Source organism: Ruegeria sp. CE12 (assembly GCF_056537525.1).
Map to the genome: position 1 here is coordinate 14,896 of NZ_JBQFRS010000006.1, position 17,827 is coordinate 32,722.

Here is a 17,827-nt window from a genome sequence, read left to right on the forward strand (position 1 = left end):
AATGTTAGTGTGTCAACGAATTACTGATGAAAAGTGAGTTCCGGAATCAGCATTTCTTTGGCTCGCCCAAGTAAGAGTAGCCAGTCTGACGCAAAGACAAATGAAACGGCCGTCAGGTTCATTGAGCCTTAAAAATATGACAATCAACGGCAATTTTGGTGAATTTTCAGCCCACAGCACCAGCCTTCCACCGAAGAGCAAATGATCCTCAAACAAATCGTTGACTTTTTTTTCGATTGCCTAATATCATTAGTATACAAACAGAAAGCTCGCCATCAGGAATGACAGCATTGCGGTATCTAACACCAGGTTCATTTGACGAAGCATTCAGTATGCTCGCCTCTCAGGACCTTGCCATAATCGCCGGTGGAACAGACTTCTTTCCATCCCGGCAGCGTCACGAATTGTGTACCGATATGATGGATGTCACCCGGATTGACGGGATTGCAGGCGTCACCTTTGACCAAAAGCGCTGGAAAATAGGGGCAGCGACACGCTGGACGGACGTAGCGCGTGTAAATCTGCCCCCTGCGTTTCGCGGATTGCAAGCCGCAGCCCGTGAGGTTGGAAGCCTGCAAATTCAAAACAGTGGAACGGTTGCCGGAAACCTGTGTAATGCGTCTCCGGCAGCAGATGGCGTACCACCCCTGCTAACCTTGGATGCCAGCGTCGAAATTGGCTCGGTCCGCGGGGTTCAGGAACTTTCGCTACAGGATTTCGTTACCGGCGTGCGCCGGACTGCGCTGGCAGATGATGAGATGGTTACCGCGATCTATCTGCCCGATCCGCCAAAAGGATCCGTCGGGCATTTTGAGAAACTGGGTGCACGACGGTATCTGGTAATCTCGATCACGATGACCTCGGCGGTCATAAATCTGGATCAGGATGGCCGCATCAATCATGCACGTGTCGCAGTGGGGGCGTGTTCCGCAGTGGCGCAACGTCTGCCCGAACTCGAGCAGGAGTTAATTGGTCAACAGATCGAAGATGTCAGGGTCAGCCCGGATCATCTGAACTCTCTCAGCCCGATTGATGACGTTCGCGGCAGTGCCGAATACCGGCTGGAAGCTGCCGCAGAACAATGTGCCAGAGCGATCAAAGAGGCGGGTCAGTTCCATGGATAAGCGGGCCGATGAAATCACAACCGAATTCCTTCTGAACGGTCAGGTCGCCAGTACAGTTGCCCGGGTTGGCGAACGTCTTTCCGAAACTCTGCGCGAGCGCCTCAACGCGCGTGACGTCAAGATTGGTTGCAATGCCGGAGATTGCGGCGCGTGCACTGTACTTGTCGATGGTGATCCTGTCTGTGCTTGTCTTATGCCGGCGCAACAGGTCGCAGGTCGCTCGGTTGAAACGCTCGGCGGACTATCACAAAACGATCCGATCACGAAACAGCTTGCAACGAGTTTTCAGAACCATGGTGCCGCCCAATGTGGAATCTGCACGCCCGGAATGATGATTGCAGCTGTTGCGTTGCTTCGCGAGACGCCTCTACCAGACGTTCAACAGGTTCAGGATGCGCTTGGAGGCGTCCTCTGTCGCTGCACCGGATATCGCAAAATCATCGATGCAGTGGTTGCAGCAGGAACCGCAGCTGAACCGACACCATCCATCGGTCATGCAGGAGATGCAATCCGCCGGGTGGATGGCCATGACAAGGTGACCGGGGCTGAGCTGTTTGGCGACGATGTCGCACCTTCTGGCACGCTGGAAATCGCCGTAATCCGCTCGCCCTATCATCGGGCGGGTTTCACCTTTGGGGATTTGCAAACGTGGGTTCAGGATACTTCGGGCGTCGAGGCGGTTCTGACAGCAACCGACGTTCCGGGCCGTAACATATTTGGTGTAATCCCCGATTTCGCCGACCAGCCGGTATTTGCTGAATCCGAGGCGCGCTTTCGCGGCGAGGCGGTGGCCGCCGTTGTTGGTACACCGGAGATGATGGCGACATTTGATCCGACCACCTTCCCTGTAAGCTGGGACGAACGCACGGCTTCCCTGCTTATTCAGGATGCAATGAAACCAGAGGCGCCGCAGCTGCATGACGGGCGTGACGGCAACGTCATGTGTGGCGGATTCGTCAAATGCGGTGACGCTGATGAAGCCATCGCGCGGGCTGATGTGGTTGCCGAAGGTTACTTTCGTTCAGGTTTTGTCGAGCATGGCTATATTGAACCAGAAGCCGGATATGCCGAGATCGTGGATGGCCGCGTTGAAGTGTATGCATGTACTCAAGCGCCGGTCATGGATCTGGATTCGCTGGAAATCGTTCTGGGCATGCCCCGTGATCAAATACGCATCATACCGACGGGTGTCGGAGGAGGGTTCGGCTCCAAACTCGACCTTTCGGTTCAGCCCTATCTTGCTCTTGCGGCCTTACGAACCGGAAAACCTGTTCGTCTGACATACTCACGCACCGAGTCTATGCAATCGACAACCAAACGCCATCCGTCGGACCTTTGGGTAACGATTGGCGCTACAAACGATGGCCGGGTCAGCGGCATGACATTTGACGGTCTGTTCAACACCGGTGCTTATGCAAGTTGGGGGCCAACCGTCGCAAATCGGGTGCCGGTCCACGCTTCAGGCCCCTACAAAATTGCGGACTATCGCGCCGAGGCCAAAGGCATTCACACGCACTGTCCGCCGTCCGGGGCGTTTCGTGGATTTGGTGTTCCACAATCTGCAATTGCTCAAGAAAGCCTGTTTGACGAGCTGGCGGACAAGCTGAATATGGACCCGCTTGAGTTTCGCCTTCGAAATGCCCTTGAAAATGGAACACCTACAGTTTGCGGACAGGTCTTCGAGCAGGGTGTCGGCATTCGCGCTTGCCTCGAGGCGTTGCAGCCGGCCTGGAGAGCGGAACGTGACGCGGCAGAGGCATTCAACGCGCGCAATGATACTCTCAAGCGCGGAGTCGGTGTTTCTGCGGGCTGGTATGGGTGCGGCAACACCTCTCTGCCTAACCCTTCGACTATAAAATCCGGCATTCGGGCGGACGGCACTTTGGTTCTGCATCAGGGGGCAATGGATATCGGTCAGGGTGCAAACACGGTCATCACTCAGATCTTTGCAACGGCTTTGGGAGTTCCTGTTGAGTTAATCGAGCTGATCGGTGGCGATACGGACGTCACGCCAGACGCGGGCAAAACATCGGCATCACGTCAGACCTATGTATCGGGCAGCGCCGCACGCCTGTCAGGTCAAGCATTGCGCGCGCAGATTCTGGCTCGTGTGAATGCCGGGCCGGATGCAAAGATCACGTTTTCAACAGGTATGCTAGAGGTGAACGAAAACGGACAATCCCACCGGATCGACCTCAGCACGCTCGCCGCCGATGCAGAGGGATATGTCCTGCGGGCTGAGGAAACCTATGACCCGCCCACCAAGCCATTGGACGAAAACGGTCAGGGTGTGCCCTACGCACAATTCGGCTATGCCGCGCATCTGGCGGTGGTCGAAGTTGACACAAAGCTGGGCACCGTGAAACCTGTGAAATTCGTCGCCTCCCATGATGTCGGCAAGGCAATCAACCCGATGCTGGTCGAAGGACAGGTGCAGGGCGGCATTGCCCAGGGGCTCGGTATGACGCTGATGGAGGAATACCTCCCGGGCCGCACCGAAAACCTGCACGACTATCTTATCCCAACCATAGGTGACATTCCTCCGATCGAAACGATCATCATCGAAGAAGAAGACGCCCATGGCCCTTACGGCGCCAAAGGGTTGGGTGAGCATGTGCTTATTCCAACTGCACCCGCTCTTCTGAATGCAATTAAGCGTGCCTGCGGTGTCCGGTTGAACCGACTTCCCGCGACACCCTCCCGACTGCGCGCGGCAATCAAGGAAAACGAAAATGGCAACTGATCGTGCAAAGCCGGAGAAAATCCGATGCGACGCCTGCCCGGTGATGTGCTTCATCGCAGACGGCAAAGCCGGAGCATGCGATCGCTATGCCAACCATGGTGGAGATCTGGTACGACTCGACGCGCTGACCATCATCGAAAGTACTGAAAACACCCGGCTTGTGCCGTTCATGAAGGACAGCTCCGGCCCGAATGACTGGGACGGTGACATAGTTCAGGGTAAACGGCCATTCGTGACCGCTGTGGGTGCAGGTACGACATATCCGGACTATAAACCCGCCCCCTTCATCGTCAGCCAGGAGGTCGAAGGTGTGGACATGGTCACGGTCGTGACTGAAGGGATTTTCTCGTATTGCGGCGTGAAGGTTAAGATCGACACCGACCGTCACATCGGGCACGAGCGCGATATTGTCCGTGTTGATGGCGAACCGATCGGTCATGTAATGACCTCAGAATACGGCTCAAAAATGCTATCTCTGGGCGGGGTTGAACATCTCACCGGCGGCAGCAAGAAAGAGGGGCGGGTCACCTGCGACGCTCTGCTGCGGCTGTGCAACCGCGAGGCTGTCGAGATGGTGATCGGCGATGAGGGCCACGAAACCACCGTCGTGGTTCAGGCAGGTAAGGCTCCCATTATCAACGGGGTCGAGGAAAAGCTGATGCGGGTCGGCTGCGGATCCGCCACGATCGGCATGTTTGCCAAGCAGTGGGTCGATCACGTGGATGATGTTGTGGTGGTGGATGATCACATCACCGGGGTACTATCCGAGCATCAGGCAGGCAAACTGCTGGATGTCGAACCGACCGGCATCAAAATTAACGGACGCCGCTCGACGCCCGGGCGCTATTTCAATGTGGCCGAACCGGGGACTGGCTGGGGTGGCACGGATATTGAGGATCCGCTCACGATTCTGGGTGATTTCAACGCGAAGTTTGCGCGGGAAGGCCTGAAGCTGTTGATGGTCTCGACCACAGGTGAGCAATACGGATATTATGAACTCGATGCTGATCTGAAACCACAGTCTGCGGATATCCCTCCAGCGCTCAAGGCATCGGCTGAACTGATTGCGGAGAATTGCGAACCTTCGGTCTGTTCGGTTCTGTTCATGGGAGGTGCGGGCGGAAGCCTGCGCGCCGGTGTCACCGAAAACCCTGTGCGGCTTACAAAATCCGTCAAGGATTCACTGACATTCGTCTCCTGTGGTGGGGCCGAAGCCTTTGTCTGGCCTGGTGGTGGGATTACCGTGATGGTGGATGTCCTGGATATGCCCACGGGCTCGTTCGGATATGTGCCGACCCCTGCCCTTGTTGCTCCGATCGAGTTCACCATGCGCGTCAGTGACTATGGGACACTGGGTGGGCACATGAACGAAATCAAGCCCGTTGCGGATGTTGTCTCAGACGAGACCCGCAAGGTAGATCAGTTCCAAAACCAGCCAGACCCGATGGCCTCTGCCAACTACAGATGGGCGAAAGGTACTTCGGGCTAGATGAAACCTGTTTCCGCCATACTTCCTTGTGGACAGCGGCTGCATCTGCAGCATGGGCCGATCGACCTGATCGTCGACGCCCAAGGTGAGCGGGAACATGCGTTTGAGGCCGCGCACTGCCGGTTCCAATCGGTGCTGCAGGAACTGGTGGAAGAGCTTGAACTACTTCGACAACCCCTGACCTCGGACTGCCCATACCCGAATGGCCAGATCGCCCGACGCATGGACAAGGCCGCGCGCGCGCATGCACGTGTTTTTGTCACTCGCATGGCCGCTGTCGCAGGGGCAGTTGCCGACGACGTGCTTAGCGCGATGCGCGATGCCGCATCTCTGAACCGTGCATCCGTCAACAACGGCGGCGATATAGCCATTTTTCTCGGGCCGGGCCAGACCTTCAACATTTCGATGAGCGGTCTTGAAGGACAGGAATTAGGGCGCATCACTCTTCGCGCCGAGGATAATATCGGCGGGGTAGCCACATCCGGTCGCGGTGGGCGCAGTCTGAGCCTGGGTATTGCTGACAGCGTGACCGTGCTTGCACAAAGCGCGGCGCAAGCAGATGTGGCGGCAACCTTGATCGCCAATGCCGTCGATCTTCCCGATCACCCCGCAATCCATCGCGTCCCGGCCATTGAGCTACGAGATGACACCGATCTGGGTACGCGCTTGGTCCCGGTTTCATTTGGCGCGCTCACTGCACCAGTAATCCGCGACGCCCTGCAGCGCGGTCTTGATGCAGCCGAAGACATGAGAGCCAGGGGCCTGATCAGCGCCGCTCATCTTTCGCTTCAGGGTCATAGCTGCCAGACCGGGCCGACCCGGATGGTATCTTCTTCAATACAAAGGATTCCCGAATATGCCTGACGTTCGACTGCGAAAAACGGTTTTTTCGCTGGAAGAGGTTTTTCACGAAGGCGGCCCTGCCCCGGACAAACCTCTATACCGCGCATCGGCACTCGCTACTATCTCCAACCCGTTCGCGGGGCGCTATGAGCCTGAAATCACGGGCTTCATGGAAGACCTGAAGCCACTGGGACTGGAAATGGCACAAAAGCTCATCGACATGCTGGGCGGACCCGACAACATCGAGGGCTATGGCAAGGGTTCTCTTGTGGGTGAAGCCGGAGAGTTGGAGCATGGCGCGCTGTGGCACGCTCCCGGTGGCTACGCGATGCGGCAATTGTTGGGCCAGGCAAATGCAATCGTCCCGTCCTCAAAGAAAGTGGGTGGCGTCGGTGCGCGGCTGGATGTGCCAATCACTCACATCAACGCTTCTTACGTTCGTAGTCATTTCGACAGCATGGAGGTCGGAAGCAACGACGCGCCGCGCGCAGGAGAGCTTGCATTCGCTCTGGTCATGACCACCGGGCCGCGTGTTCATTCGCGTTCGGGCGGGCTTGAAGCTTGGGATATCAAAGGAGAGGATGGGCTGCGATGACCAAAATTCGCAAGATTGCCGTCAACATCGAAGAAACACACATCGAGGCAGGACGGCAGATATCACCTGCCACCCGCAAGGCAGTGGCCGTCGCAGTAATCGAAAACCCGTTCGCTGGACAGTATGTCGAGGATCTGACGCCGTTAATGGAGACAGGTGCGGAACTGGGCGCGCTACTTGGCCGCCGCTGCGTCGAAGCCCTGGGTATCACACCGGAACAGGCCGAAAGTTATGGCAAATCGGCGATGGTCGGTGAAAACGGCGAGTTGGAGCATGCCGCTGCGATCCTGCATCCGAAACTGGGCGCCCCGTTGCGCAAAGAGGTCGAGAAAGGTGCCGCTCTGGTTCCGTCGTCAAAGAAGATGGGCAGTCCCGGACAAGTGCTGGACGTACCTCTGGGCCACAAGGATGCGGCCTATGTACGTTCTCATTTTGATGGGATCGAAGTGCAGCTGAACGACGCTCCTCGGGCCAATGAAATCATGGTGGCCGTCGCGGTCACAGACAGTGGCCGCCCGTTGCCACGCGTTGGAGGGCTGACCTCTGAAGAGGCAGAAGGCAAGGACGGGCTACGCTAAAAATGTAATTGACCTCAATCTGGCACTGACAACGACCAAGAAGCCGGGCACAACTGGCCGTGAAAAATGATCATAGGGAGGACTAGATATGAATCTGATCAGACGCACGGTACTTGGCGCGCTCGCCGCGTTGCCTTTGGCCGGCTTAACAGCCGGCAGCGGCTTGGCCCAAGACACCATTGTGCTGGGCGAAGTCAACAGCTACACCCGGCTTCCGGCTTTTACGGAGCCTTACAAAAAAGGCTGGCAACTGGCTGTTGAACAGATCAACGCCGCAGGTGGCGTCAACGGCAAACAACTTGAAGTCATCAGCCGCGACGATACCGGAGATCCCGCGACCGCAATCCGCATCGCTGAAGAATTGGTTTCGAAAGACGGAGCCGTGCTGATTTTTGGTACATTCCTGTCCAATATCGGCCTGGCCGTATCGGATTTCGCCAAACAGAAAGAGGTTCTGTTCCTCGCCTCCGAACCTCTGTCAGACGCGATCGTTTGGTCCAAGGGGAACAAATACACCTACCGGCTGCGCCCCTCGACCCACATGCAGGCTGCAATGCTGGCCGAACAAGCCGCCAAGCTGGACGCTGTGAAATGGGCCACCGTCGCGCCGAACTATGCCTATGGGCAGGATGCGGTGAAGGCATTCAAATCAGAGCTGACCAAACTGCGCCCTGATGTGGAGTTTGTCGAAGAACAGTGGCCCCCATTATTCAAGATCGACGCTGGATCAACCGTACGCGCATTGGAGGCGGCCAAACCGGATGCGATCTACAACGTCACATTTGGTGGTGATCTGGCAAAATTCGTCCGTGAAGGGTCATTGCGCTTCCTCTTCGAAGACCGCGATGTGGCGTCTCTTCTGACTGGTGAGCCCGAGTATCTTGCTCCGTTGGGGGATGAAGCGCCCGAGGGTTGGATCGTAACCGGGTATCCATCAACAGATATCGAGACCGACGACCACAAAGCCTTTGCCGATGCCTATATCGCGAAATTTGGCGAAGCACCCAAGACGGGTTCGATAGTCGGCTACAACTCAGTTCTGGCGATTGCTGCTGCACTGGAGAAAGCCGGTTCAACAGACACCGAGGCATTGCTGGCTGCAATGGAGGGACTGACCGTTGACACCAGCCCCACCGGCCCATTCACTTTCCGCGCGGCTGACCACCAGTCCACGATGGGTGCCTATGTCGGCAAGACCGGTATGGTGGATGGTAACCCTGTGATGGTCGACTGGGCCTATGCTGATGGGGCCGATTATCTGCCCAGTGAAGAAGACGCAACAGCCCTGCGTCCGGCGGAATAAGCCGAAATCGGCGGGGCATATGTTGCCCCGCCCCACAATAAGAACACGAACAAGGGACGGTGGCCCGATGGGGTTCTATTTTGCTCAGCTACTGACTGGATTGGCGAATGCGTCTTCGCTGTTTCTCATCGCTTCCGGGCTTTCGATCATCTTCGGCGTTACGCGGATCGTGAATTTCGCACATGGCTCGTTCTATATGATCGGCGCGTATCTCGCATATACGCTGGTCTCAATCTGGAGCGGCAGCATCATCGGATTTTGGGGCAGTGTGATTCTGGCTGCAATGATTGTCGGATTGATCGGCCTCGTGATCGAGCTGACCATCCTGCGCCGCATCTATCATGCGCCCGAGTTGTTCCAGCTGGTTGCAACCTTTGGGGTCGTTCTGATCTTTCAGGATGCGACTTTGGCGATTTGGGGGGCTGAGGACCTGCTGGGGCCGCGCGCGCCTGGACTTGATCGAGCGGTCCGGATCATGGGAGAGCCAATCCCTGAATATGATCTCGCCCTGATTGCGATCGGACCTGTCGTGCTGCTGGCGATCTGGTTGCTGTTCCACAAGACGCGCTGGGGTGTGCTGGTCCGTGCAGCCACACAGGACCGCGAAATGGTCGGCGCACTTGGCGTCAATCAGGCCTGGTTGTTCTCGGCGGCCTTTGTGCTGGGTTCATTCCTGGCCGGGCTGGGCGGTGCGCTTCAAATTCCACGTGAAGCGGTGTCGCTGCAAATGGACCTTTCGATCATCGGTGAAGCCTTCGTTGTCGTCGTTATCGGCGGTATGGGCAGTGTTTCAGGGGCATTTGTCGCCGCAGTTCTCATCTCGGTTCTCAATGCGTTTGCGATCCTGATTTTCCCCCAAATCTCGATTGTCCTGCCCTTTATCGTGATGGCGATCGTCCTGATCTTCCGGCCTCATGGGTTATTCGGAAAACCGGGCAGCGAGAAAGGCGCGCCAGAAGAACCCGAGCGGCCTCTGGCGCTGATGGACCAGAAATCGGCTATGGTTCTTTTTGCGGCTTTGGGCGTACTTGCACTCAGCCCGTTCTTCACCGCCGATTTCACGACGGTCCTGATGGTGGATGTGATGGTGGCAACGCTGTTTGCAGTGTCATTGCATTTCATGATGGGCGTCGGAGGCATGGTCAGCTTCGGGCATGCCGCTTACTTTGGTGTCGGGGCGTATGCTGCGGCGATGGCCGTCAAGTTTCTCGGATTTGGAATGCTCCCGGCGATGATCTTTGGCCCGATCTGCGCCGCTATGGCGGCCCTGTTCTTTGGCTGGTTCTGCGTACGGCTTTCTGGCGTATATCTGGCGATGCTCACGCTGGCCGCCGCTCAGATCCTATGGGGGGTCACCTTCCAATGGCAGGAGTTTACCGGAGGCGATGATGGAATCCTTGGGGTATGGCCTGCCAAGTGGGCCAGTTCGGACAAGGTCTTTTTCTATATCGCTTTTGTTTTGTGTGTTGGCGGTATTTGGATGTTGCGCCGCGCGGCATTCTCGCCCTTCGGTTACGTGCTGCGCGGCATACGCGACAGCCAGACCCGGGCCGAAGCGATCGGTGTCGATACCCGCTTCCACCAATGGATGGGCTTTGTTCTGGCCGGAGGTTTTGCAGGTTTGGCCGGCGTCGTATTTGCCTTTTCCAAAGGCAGCGTCTTTCCTGACAGTCTGGGGATTGCGCAGAGTATCGACGGCCTGATCATGGTGTTGCTGGGCGGTATTCACGCCTTGGCTGGACCAATCCTGGGTGCCGGTGCCTTTGTTCTGATTGAGGACTGGGTCACACGGCTGGATTACTGGCGGTTTATCTTCGGCGCCATCATTCTGGTCGTCGTTTTGCTGGCTCCGGATGGGATCGCAGGCGGCATTCAGCGACTGTTGCGCATGCTGAAGGGAGAGCGGGCATGACTCGGGTGCTTGAGGTACGTGACCTTTCCAAACGCTTTGGAGGCGTGCAGGCGGTCAAAGATGTCAGCTTCGATCTGAACGAAGGTGAGTATCTGGCCCTGATCGGCCCAAACGGTGCAGGCAAGACAACCTGTTTCAACATGCTGAACGGGTATTTGAAACCTGATAGTGGCTCGGTTTTGCTGCGTGGCCAGGCCCTGATCGGCCATCCACCGCGGAAAATCTGGAGAATGGGCGTAGGCCGCACGTTCCAAATCACGGCGACTTTCCTTTCGATGACAGTTGTCGAAAACGTGCAGATGGCGCTGATCTCGCATCATCGTCGGGTGTTTGACCTGTTTTCTCGTGCGACACATTTGTACGTGGATGAGGCGATGGCATTGCTGGAGCTCGTCTCGATGCAGGATCAGGCCGGGCGCGCCTGTTCGGAACTGGCCTACGGTGACCTCAAGCGGCTGGAACTGGCGATCGCACTCGCCCACGAACCCGCCTTATTGCTGATGGATGAGCCAACCGCTGGTATGGCACCTTCCGAGCGGCTCGCGCTAATGTCCCTGACCGCAGAAATCGTTGCAAAGGGAGGGGTCAGCGTCGTCTTCACTGAACATGACATGGATGTGGTTTTTGCCCATGCCCACCGCATACTTGTCCTGAATCGGGGTGAGTTGATCGCTGAAGGCACCGGCTCGGAAATCCGAGCAAACCCAACGGTACAGGAAGTTTATCTGGGTGGCGGCAGCGTTTTCGAAGCGGAGGGTGCCTATGCTTGAAGTCACCAACCTCGGTGCATGGTATGGCCGCGCACAGATTCTAAACGGCGTATCTCTGAATATCCAAGAGAACGAAGTTGTCGCGCTGATGGGGCGCAATGGCGCCGGAAAATCTACGACAATGAAATCAATCATGGGGCTGGTACGCCACACAGCAGGTACAGTTCACTATGACGAACGCAGCATCCTGGGTGGCACGCCCCATGCCATTTGCCGCGCAGGCATCGGCTATGTTCCCGAAGAACGGCGGATATTTGGTGACCTGACAGTTGAAGAAAATCTGGAGGTCGGTCGTCGCCCACCCCGCCCGGGTGCCCCGGAATGGACGCTGGAACATCTGTTCGAGCTGTTCCCAAACCTTGATGAGCGTCGGAAAAACCTCGGCAAGCAGTTGTCTGGGGGTGAACAGCAGATGCTGACCATAGCCCGCACCCTGATGGGCAACCCCAAACTGGTCTTGCTGGATGAACCATCCGAGGGGATCGCTCCGGTAATCGTCGAACAGATGGCGCGTGTCATAGCCGAATTGAAACGCGAAGGTTTGTCGGTACTGATCAGTGAACAGAACCTGCATTTTGCAAGGCTGGTCTCGGACCGGTCATATATCATAGAAAAAGGAGAGATGAGGTTCGAAGGTAGTTTCGCGGATCTGGACGAAAATCCTGAGATTTCCAGTTCCTACCTTGCGGTATGACCCCTGGCTATTGTAGCGGTTGCCCGGACGTTTATTATAACACAAACGAAAATACCGGTCAGGAGCAACCATGACAGACTCAGACGACAGCTATCTGCTCGACAGTCAGGTCGGTTATTTGTTGCGTCTGGCCAATCAGCGTCACGCTTCGATTTTTCAGTCGCACACCCTGGAAGGCCTGACGCCCACTCAATTTGCAGCTTTGGTGCGAATTGCCGAGCTCGGCAAATGTTCGCAAAACCGCTTGGGCCGGTTGGCCGCCATGGATGTCGCGACGATCAAAGGTGTTGTGGACCGCTTGAAGCAAAAGGGCTTCACGATTACCGAGGCCGATCCGGACGATAAACGCCGCACTTTGATATCGCTTTCGCCGGCCGGAGAGGCGCTGGTTGAACGGATGAAAGAAGTCGGCCAGAAGATCACGGGCGAAACGCTGAAACCCCTGACCGCCGCCGAGCAACGCAACCTGATCAAAATCCTGCGCAAAATCTCATGATCTGACCGGCCGTTTGGGCGATGCTTTGTCCAGACGCAATGCCGACCGTGAAAACCGGATTGGTGTGCGCAGCCCCGGCACACCTTCCGGCTCGATCTGCATAACACGATGATGAATTTGCGGATCACTCAGCGCTTCGGCGACCGTATTGATCGGCCCCCCTGGCACTCCACCGTGTTCGAGCGCTGCCAACAGGTCAGCCTTGGTCCATTTCTGGCAGGCTTCGCTCAGCATGTCGCTCAGTTCAGAGCGGTTCGCCACACGATCCGGGTTGGTTGCAAACCGCAAATCATCAACCAGTTCGGAACACCCCAGAATCCCGCAAAGCGTTGCAAACTGACGGTCATTTCCACTCGCGATGATGATATGGCCGTCCGCAACCGAGAACACCTGATACGGGACAATGTTTGGATGCGCATTCCCCAGTCGGGTCGGGCAATTCCCCGAAGCCAAATAGTTCATTGCCTGGTTGGCCAACACTCCTGTCATGCAATCGAGCAAGCTCAGATCCACATGTTGCCCCTGCCCCGATCTTTCTCGTTCCGCCAGCGCAGCCTGAATTCCGATCACTCCGTAAAGCCCGGTGAATATGTCCGCAAAAGCCACACCGATTTTTTGCGGTTCGCCCTGTGGATCGCCGGTCAGATCCATGATTCCGCTCATGCCCTGGATCAGAAAGTCATAACCGGCACGATGTGCATATGGCCCGTCCTGACCAAACCCCGTAACAGAGGCGTAGATCAGGCGGGGATTGATTTCTTTGACACTGTTATAGTCCAGGCCAAACTTTTGCAGGCCGCCGACTTTGAAGTTTTCGACCACAACATCCGCCTCGCGGATCAGGTCGAGCAGTTTTGACCGGTCCTCCACATCCGCAAAGTCCAGCGCCATGCTATCCTTTCCTCGGTTTGCGGCGTGAAAATATGCGGCCGTCCGATCTCCGTCACGCTCGATAAATGGCGGCCCCCATTTGCGGGTGTCATCACCATCCGGGCTTTCGATCTTGAGAACTTCGGCCCCCAGATCGGCCAATGTCTGACCGATCCACGGACCCGCCAGAATCCTGGCTAGCTCAACCACTTTCAGGCCCTGCAAAGGTGCGCTCATCTTACCTCCCAGTCTCGCTTTGCCCCAATGCCTTCAACATCCTGAAGTGATCTGTTCAGCTAACAATCTGCGGCAATCGCGTTGCCGGAGGCGTATTGCGACTGCGTTCTGAACGCACGACACCATCGATGATGGTCATACCGACACCCGGAAGATTTCCTAACTGAACAGATTCTAGAATCGTCTTACCTGGTGCGTGCTGCGCCTGATCCATCAGCACGAAATCTGCACAATACCCCTTTTCGATCAGACCCGTATCCAGTTCGCGCTGACGTGCGGTATTTCCGTTCGCAAAGCAAAACGCGATCTCGGCGGGAACGTTGCCCAAAGCTGACAGCATCGCGACCATCCGCATGATACCCAGTGGCTGCACACCAGAGCCAGCTGGTCCATCCGTACCCAGTATGATCCGATCCATCTGCTTGAGCTCACGCGCGGTGTTCAGAGTCAGAAGTGCGGCGCGTTCGTTCCCGTTGTGCACAATCTCCAACCCGGCGGTACAGCTTTCGCAAAGGCAGGTGATCTGATCGTCAGGCAACGCGGAATGCCCGCCATTGATATGCCCAATCACATCGGTTCCGGTTTCCAGAACCATATCCGCATCAATCAGGCCGGACCCCGGAATCGACGGCCCTCCAGTATGGATTGTTGACTGGATACCGTACTTTCGCGCCCAGTCGACCATCTGTTTGGCAGTCTTGCCGTCCTTGACCGTACCCAGCCCGACCTCACCCAGCAGCTTGACGCCGGCGTCAGCCATCTCTTTGAAGTCTTCCTCGACCATACCATGTTCGATTACCGGTGCTCCGGCATGAACCTTTACGCCAGAAGGTCGGAAATTCTCATACCAACGCTGCGCTGCAATCGCCATCGCCTTCAGGCCCACCACGTCCTTAGGCCGACCCGGCATATGCACTTCACCCGCGGAAATCAGTGTGGTCACGCCGCCGTGCAACGTGGAATCGATCCAGTGAAGCTGTTGTTGTCTGGGGGTATAGTCGCCAACGACCGGATGAATATGGCTGTCGATAAGGCCCGGTGCCAGAGTCACACCATTGGCGTCCACCACGGTGTCAGCATCGTCACAATCGAGGTCCTTTTCGTATCCCCAGTCCGAAATCTTGCCGTCTATGGCGATCACGCAGTCCGCATCGAGAATCGGGTTCTCCATCTTTCCTGATAGCAGAAGTCCGATGTTTTTCACGACCAGTTTATCAGCCATCTGTCCCTCTCGAAGATTTGGATATTTCGTTAGTATACTAATTATATTGGCCTCTAGGTCAAGCACGAAGCACTCTAAATAATCGTTAGTACAAAAACGTGTTGACAGGCGACGCCGTTCAGAAATATTCATTCGTACACTAACGACAAGGATAGCCACGTTGACCTATGTAGTGACGGATAGCTGCATCAACTGTAAATTTACAGATTGCGTCGAAGTCTGCCCGGTTGACTGCTTCTACGAAGGCGAAAACACATTGGTCATCCATCCTGATGAGTGCATTGATTGCGGCGTTTGCGAACCGGAATGCCCTGCAGATGCAATCCGCCCGGATACCGATGACGGAATGGAAGACTGGGTCGATCTGAACCGTAAATATGCAGAACGGTGGCCCGTCATTACGGAAAAAAAAGACCCTTTGCCCGACGCCGATGACTGGAACGGCAAGGACAGCAAACTGGAGCTTCTGTCCGAAGCTCCCGCGGACGCATAGGAGAGCATGATGTCGCTGGACACCCAATCAAAGACGGATTTTCCCATACCGGCAGGCGTGTTTGCCCAAACGGTGACCGAAGTTCAGCATTATACGGACAGCCTGTTCAGATTCCGTATCACCCGCCCATCGACCTTTCGATTCCGGTCCGGTGAATTCGTGATGATAGGTCTGCCGAATGCCGAAAAGCCGGTGTTCCGTGCCTATTCTATCGCCTCACCCAGCTGGGATGAAGAACTCGAGTTCTATTCGATCAAAGTACCAAATGGTCCGCTAACCGAGCATCTGCAGAAGATCCGCGAAGGTGACACCGTTTTGATGCGCAAAAAGCCGACAGGTACGCTGGTTAACGACGCGCTGCTGCCAGGCAAGCGGCTGTGGATGTTCTCAACCGGCACCGGCATCGCACCTTTTGCGTCCCTGATCCGCGATCCCGAAACCTATGAGAAATTCGATGAAGTTATCCTGACTCATACCTGTCGGGAGGCAGCGGAACTGCAATACGGCAAAAACTTGGTCACAGCACTGAAATCCGACCCGCTGGTGGGTGAGATGGCCCAGAACCTGCGCCACTATTGCACCGTCACGCGTGAGGATTATGCATTTCAGGGCAGGATCACCGATCTGATGGCGTCAGGCAAAGTGTTCGATGATCTGGGCGTACCCGCGATCTCTCCGGAACATGATCGCGGAATGATCTGCGGCTCGATGGCAATGCTTCAGGATACCAAGGCCGCGCTGGAAGGGTTCGGACTGGAAGAGGGTGCCAACAACAAACCTGCAACATTTGTCGTCGAACGCGCCTTCGTCGACTAACCACCGGGGCTCTGCCCCGCCCGACACCGGGATCTGGTGAACCGCTCTCACGCCAGATCCCGCGTGTCTCGGACCTCACTGATTGTCCCGCTTCCCCGTTTTAGTCAGAAACGCCTCCATCCCCGCCCGCGCTTCGGGAGAGGATTGAGCAATCGCCGCCGCCAGACTCTCTGCAAAGAATCCATCGCTGGCCGACATGTCGTTGATGCGCGTGATCGCCTGCATCATCATGTAGTTGGACAAAGGCGCGTTTTCAGTAACGCGCCGGGCCAGTTCCATCGCTTTGTCAAAGGCTGTATCATTCAGCTCGACATAATGGGCCAAACCCAGCTGCAACCCTTGCTCGGCCCCATAGCGACGTCCAGTCAGCATCATCTCCATCATCCTGCTGGCACCAATGATCCGCCCCACGCGCACGGTAGCGCCGCCGCCTACAAAAATCGCGCGGCGACCTTCGGGTAATTCGTAGAATGTGTCCTGCTGCGAGACCCGGATATGGGCTGTCATCGCCAGTTCCATCCCTCCGCCCAGAACACCGCCATTCATCGCGGCGACAACCGGCACTCTGCCATACTCGATCTTGTCGAAAATTCTGTGCCACAGGCGACATTCATGCATGGCCCCTGCGGCATCGCGCATCGAATGCTCTAACAAATCCAGACCAGCGCAAAAATGCTGGCCCGAGCTGCGGATCACAACTGCGCCAATTTCGTCAGGCAATGTATCAAAGTAGTGCTCGATCTCAAACAACAGCCCGTGATTGATCGCATTGAACTTCGCAGGCCGGTCCAGGGTCAGGATGCCGACATTCCCATCAGTCTCGGGTTTGATATGCGTGTATTCCATTCCAACAGCCTCACTTGGGTTCAAGACGGATTGCCCCATCCAGACGGACACATTCGCCATTCAGCATCGTATTTTCGATCATATGACCCGCCAGACGGGCGAACTCGGATGGCTGTCCCAGACGTGTCGGGAACGGAACCTTGGCGCCCAGGCTATCTTGTATCTCCTGAGACAACAGATCCATCATCGGGGTTGAGAAAATGCCGGGCGCGATAGCCATGACACGCACCCCCGAGCGTGCAAACTCTCGGGCCGCCGGCAAAGTCAGACTCGCAACCCCACCCTTTGAGGCCGCATAGGCCGCTTGCCCGATCTGACCTTCGAACGCTGCAGCTGAGGCTGTGTTGATAATGATCCCCCGCTCTTGGTCCTCAAGCGGATCATTTTGCATAATCTGCTCTGCGGACAGCCGCATGACATTGAACGTTCCGATCAGATTGATCTGTATGGTGCGTGCAAACCCCTCAAGCGATGCCGGACCGTTACGACCCACAATCCGCTCACCATGTGTCACCCCGGCGCAGTTCACCACGATCCGCGGAAGGCCATTCGCCGCAATGGCCACTTGCAAAGCGTCGGCAACCTCTGCTTCGCTGGTCACATCACATGCGGCGGCAGTTGCTCCGAGCTGAGCCGCCGAAGCATCAAGTTTGTCCCCCGGAAGGTCGAACAAAGCCACCCGGCCGCCGCGCGCCGCCAGATATTCGGCCGTGGCAAATCCTAAACCTGACGCGCCTCCGGTGACGATTACTGATGCGTTTTCGATTTTCATATCTTGCCTCCATTTGCGGCCAGG

17 protein-coding genes are annotated in these 17,827 nt (G+C 56.4%); 13 read left to right on the forward strand and 4 right to left on the reverse strand.

Translation table 11 applies throughout. The features are described from left to right. Positions 1–281 precede the first annotated feature (281 nt). The 11 genes from ACR0IO_RS14815 (at position 282) to ACR0IO_RS14865 (ending at position 12,547) form a co-directional block, all read left to right on the forward strand. On the forward strand, positions 282–1,124 hold the full coding sequence (locus tag ACR0IO_RS14815; RefSeq protein ID WP_480742374.1) for an FAD binding domain-containing protein: 843 nt from the start codon (positions 282–284) through the stop codon (positions 1,122–1,124). Next, positions 1,117–3,867: a molybdopterin-dependent oxidoreductase gene (locus tag ACR0IO_RS14820; RefSeq protein WP_480742375.1), complete on the forward strand. Its 2,751-nt coding sequence runs from the start codon at positions 1,117–1,119 to the stop codon at positions 3,865–3,867. Before ACR0IO_RS14815 ends, ACR0IO_RS14820 begins: the two co-directional genes overlap by 8 nt. Continuing rightward, positions 3,857–5,356 (forward strand): 6-hydroxynicotinate reductase, encoded by a 1,500-nt coding sequence (locus tag ACR0IO_RS14825; RefSeq protein ID WP_155149584.1) that lies wholly within the window; start codon positions 3,857–3,859, stop codon positions 5,354–5,356. Before ACR0IO_RS14820 ends, ACR0IO_RS14825 begins: the two co-directional genes overlap by 11 nt. Then, positions 5,357–6,220: a UPF0280 family protein gene (locus ACR0IO_RS14830; protein WP_480742376.1), complete on the forward strand. Its 864-nt coding sequence runs from the start codon at positions 5,357–5,359 to the stop codon at positions 6,218–6,220. Then, positions 6,213–6,794 carry an amino acid synthesis family protein gene (locus tag ACR0IO_RS14835; protein WP_480742377.1) on the forward strand — a complete coding sequence of 194 codons (582 nt, stop codon included), beginning with the start codon at positions 6,213–6,215 and terminating at the stop codon, positions 6,792–6,794. The genes ACR0IO_RS14830 and ACR0IO_RS14835 overlap by 8 nt, the downstream gene beginning before the upstream one ends. Beyond that, positions 6,791–7,372: an amino acid synthesis family protein gene (locus ACR0IO_RS14840; protein WP_480742378.1), complete on the forward strand. Its 582-nt coding sequence runs from the start codon at positions 6,791–6,793 to the stop codon at positions 7,370–7,372. Before ACR0IO_RS14835 ends, ACR0IO_RS14840 begins: the two co-directional genes overlap by 4 nt. A gap of 88 nt (positions 7,373–7,460) precedes the next feature. Beyond that, complete coding sequence (locus tag ACR0IO_RS14845) at positions 7,461–8,675, forward strand: ABC transporter substrate-binding protein (RefSeq protein ID WP_480742379.1); 1,215 nt, start codon at positions 7,461–7,463, stop codon at positions 8,673–8,675. A 67-nt stretch (positions 8,676–8,742) separates the two neighbouring features. Then, positions 8,743–10,587, forward strand: a complete 1,845-nt coding sequence (locus ACR0IO_RS14850; RefSeq protein ID WP_155149572.1) for an ABC transporter permease — start codon at positions 8,743–8,745, stop codon at positions 10,585–10,587. Next, positions 10,584–11,357 carry an ABC transporter ATP-binding protein gene (locus ACR0IO_RS14855; RefSeq protein ID WP_480742380.1) on the forward strand — a complete coding sequence of 258 codons (774 nt, stop codon included), beginning with the start codon at positions 10,584–10,586 and terminating at the stop codon, positions 11,355–11,357. The genes ACR0IO_RS14850 and ACR0IO_RS14855 overlap by 4 nt, the downstream gene beginning before the upstream one ends. Next, positions 11,350–12,051, forward strand: coding sequence for an ABC transporter ATP-binding protein (locus ACR0IO_RS14860; protein WP_480742381.1), 702 nt, complete (start codon positions 11,350–11,352; stop codon positions 12,049–12,051). The genes ACR0IO_RS14855 and ACR0IO_RS14860 overlap by 8 nt, the downstream gene beginning before the upstream one ends. 70 nt (positions 12,052–12,121) lie before the next feature. Next, entirely contained in the window at positions 12,122–12,547 is a 426-nt protein-coding gene (locus tag ACR0IO_RS14865) for a MarR family winged helix-turn-helix transcriptional regulator (protein WP_170334792.1), read from the forward strand. Here ACR0IO_RS14865 and ACR0IO_RS14870 read toward each other — a convergent pair. Then, positions 12,542–13,654 (reverse strand): CaiB/BaiF CoA transferase family protein, encoded by a 1,113-nt coding sequence (locus tag ACR0IO_RS14870; protein WP_480742382.1) that lies wholly within the window; start codon positions 13,652–13,654, stop codon positions 12,542–12,544. The genes ACR0IO_RS14865 and ACR0IO_RS14870 overlap by 6 nt on opposite strands. 55 nt (positions 13,655–13,709) lie before the next feature. Further along, a complete protein-coding gene (locus tag ACR0IO_RS14875) occupies positions 13,710–14,876 on the reverse strand; it encodes an amidohydrolase family protein (protein WP_170334788.1) in 1,167 nt (388 codons plus the stop codon). Between the two features lie 160 nt (positions 14,877–15,036). Between ACR0IO_RS14875 and fdxA the strand changes: the two genes are divergently transcribed. Both fdxA and ACR0IO_RS14885 read left to right on the forward strand, forming a co-directional pair. Next, complete coding sequence (fdxA, locus tag ACR0IO_RS14880; RefSeq protein ID WP_480742383.1) at positions 15,037–15,369, forward strand: ferredoxin FdxA; 333 nt, start codon at positions 15,037–15,039, stop codon at positions 15,367–15,369. Positions 15,370–15,378: 9 nt separating this feature from the next. Next, complete coding sequence (locus ACR0IO_RS14885; RefSeq protein WP_480742384.1) at positions 15,379–16,185, forward strand: ferredoxin--NADP reductase; 807 nt, start codon at positions 15,379–15,381, stop codon at positions 16,183–16,185. Between the two features lie 75 nt (positions 16,186–16,260). On the opposite strand, the gene ACR0IO_RS14890 is transcribed toward ACR0IO_RS14885, so the two are convergent. Further along, positions 16,261–17,031 carry a crotonase/enoyl-CoA hydratase family protein gene (locus ACR0IO_RS14890; RefSeq protein ID WP_480742385.1) on the reverse strand — a complete coding sequence of 257 codons (771 nt, stop codon included), beginning with the start codon at positions 17,029–17,031 and terminating at the stop codon, positions 16,261–16,263. A gap of 10 nt (positions 17,032–17,041) precedes the next feature. Then, positions 17,042–17,803, reverse strand: coding sequence for an SDR family NAD(P)-dependent oxidoreductase (locus ACR0IO_RS14895; protein WP_480742386.1), 762 nt, complete (start codon positions 17,801–17,803; stop codon positions 17,042–17,044). Positions 17,804–17,827 lie beyond the last annotated feature (24 nt).

Coding starts and splice junctions, on each gene's coding strand:
- ACR0IO_RS14815 (WP_480742374.1), top strand. CDS start 282: ATGACAGCATTGCGGTATCTAACACCAGGTTCATTTGACGAAGCATTC.
- ACR0IO_RS14820 (WP_480742375.1), top strand. CDS start 1,117: ATGGATAAGCGGGCCGATGAAATCACAACCGAATTCCTTCTGAACGGT.
- ACR0IO_RS14825 (WP_155149584.1), top strand. CDS start 3,857: ATGGCAACTGATCGTGCAAAGCCGGAGAAAATCCGATGCGACGCCTGC.
- ACR0IO_RS14830 (WP_480742376.1), top strand. CDS start 5,357: ATGAAACCTGTTTCCGCCATACTTCCTTGTGGACAGCGGCTGCATCTG.
- ACR0IO_RS14835 (WP_480742377.1), top strand. CDS start 6,213: ATGCCTGACGTTCGACTGCGAAAAACGGTTTTTTCGCTGGAAGAGGTT.
- ACR0IO_RS14840 (WP_480742378.1), top strand. CDS start 6,791: ATGACCAAAATTCGCAAGATTGCCGTCAACATCGAAGAAACACACATC.
- ACR0IO_RS14845 (WP_480742379.1), top strand. CDS start 7,461: ATGAATCTGATCAGACGCACGGTACTTGGCGCGCTCGCCGCGTTGCCT.
- ACR0IO_RS14850 (WP_155149572.1), top strand. CDS start 8,743: ATGGGGTTCTATTTTGCTCAGCTACTGACTGGATTGGCGAATGCGTCT.
- ACR0IO_RS14855 (WP_480742380.1), top strand. CDS start 10,584: ATGACTCGGGTGCTTGAGGTACGTGACCTTTCCAAACGCTTTGGAGGC.
- ACR0IO_RS14860 (WP_480742381.1), top strand. CDS start 11,350: ATGCTTGAAGTCACCAACCTCGGTGCATGGTATGGCCGCGCACAGATT.
- ACR0IO_RS14865 (WP_170334792.1), top strand. CDS start 12,122: ATGACAGACTCAGACGACAGCTATCTGCTCGACAGTCAGGTCGGTTAT.
- ACR0IO_RS14870 (WP_480742382.1), bottom strand. CDS start 13,654: ATGAGCGCACCTTTGCAGGGCCTGAAAGTGGTTGAGCTAGCCAGGATT.
- ACR0IO_RS14875 (WP_170334788.1), bottom strand. CDS start 14,876: ATGGCTGATAAACTGGTCGTGAAAAACATCGGACTTCTGCTATCAGGA.
- ACR0IO_RS14885 (WP_480742384.1), top strand. CDS start 15,379: ATGTCGCTGGACACCCAATCAAAGACGGATTTTCCCATACCGGCAGGC.
- ACR0IO_RS14890 (WP_480742385.1), bottom strand. CDS start 17,031: ATGGAATACACGCATATCAAACCCGAGACTGATGGGAATGTCGGCATC.
- ACR0IO_RS14895 (WP_480742386.1), bottom strand. CDS start 17,803: ATGAAAATCGAAAACGCATCAGTAATCGTCACCGGAGGCGCGTCAGGT.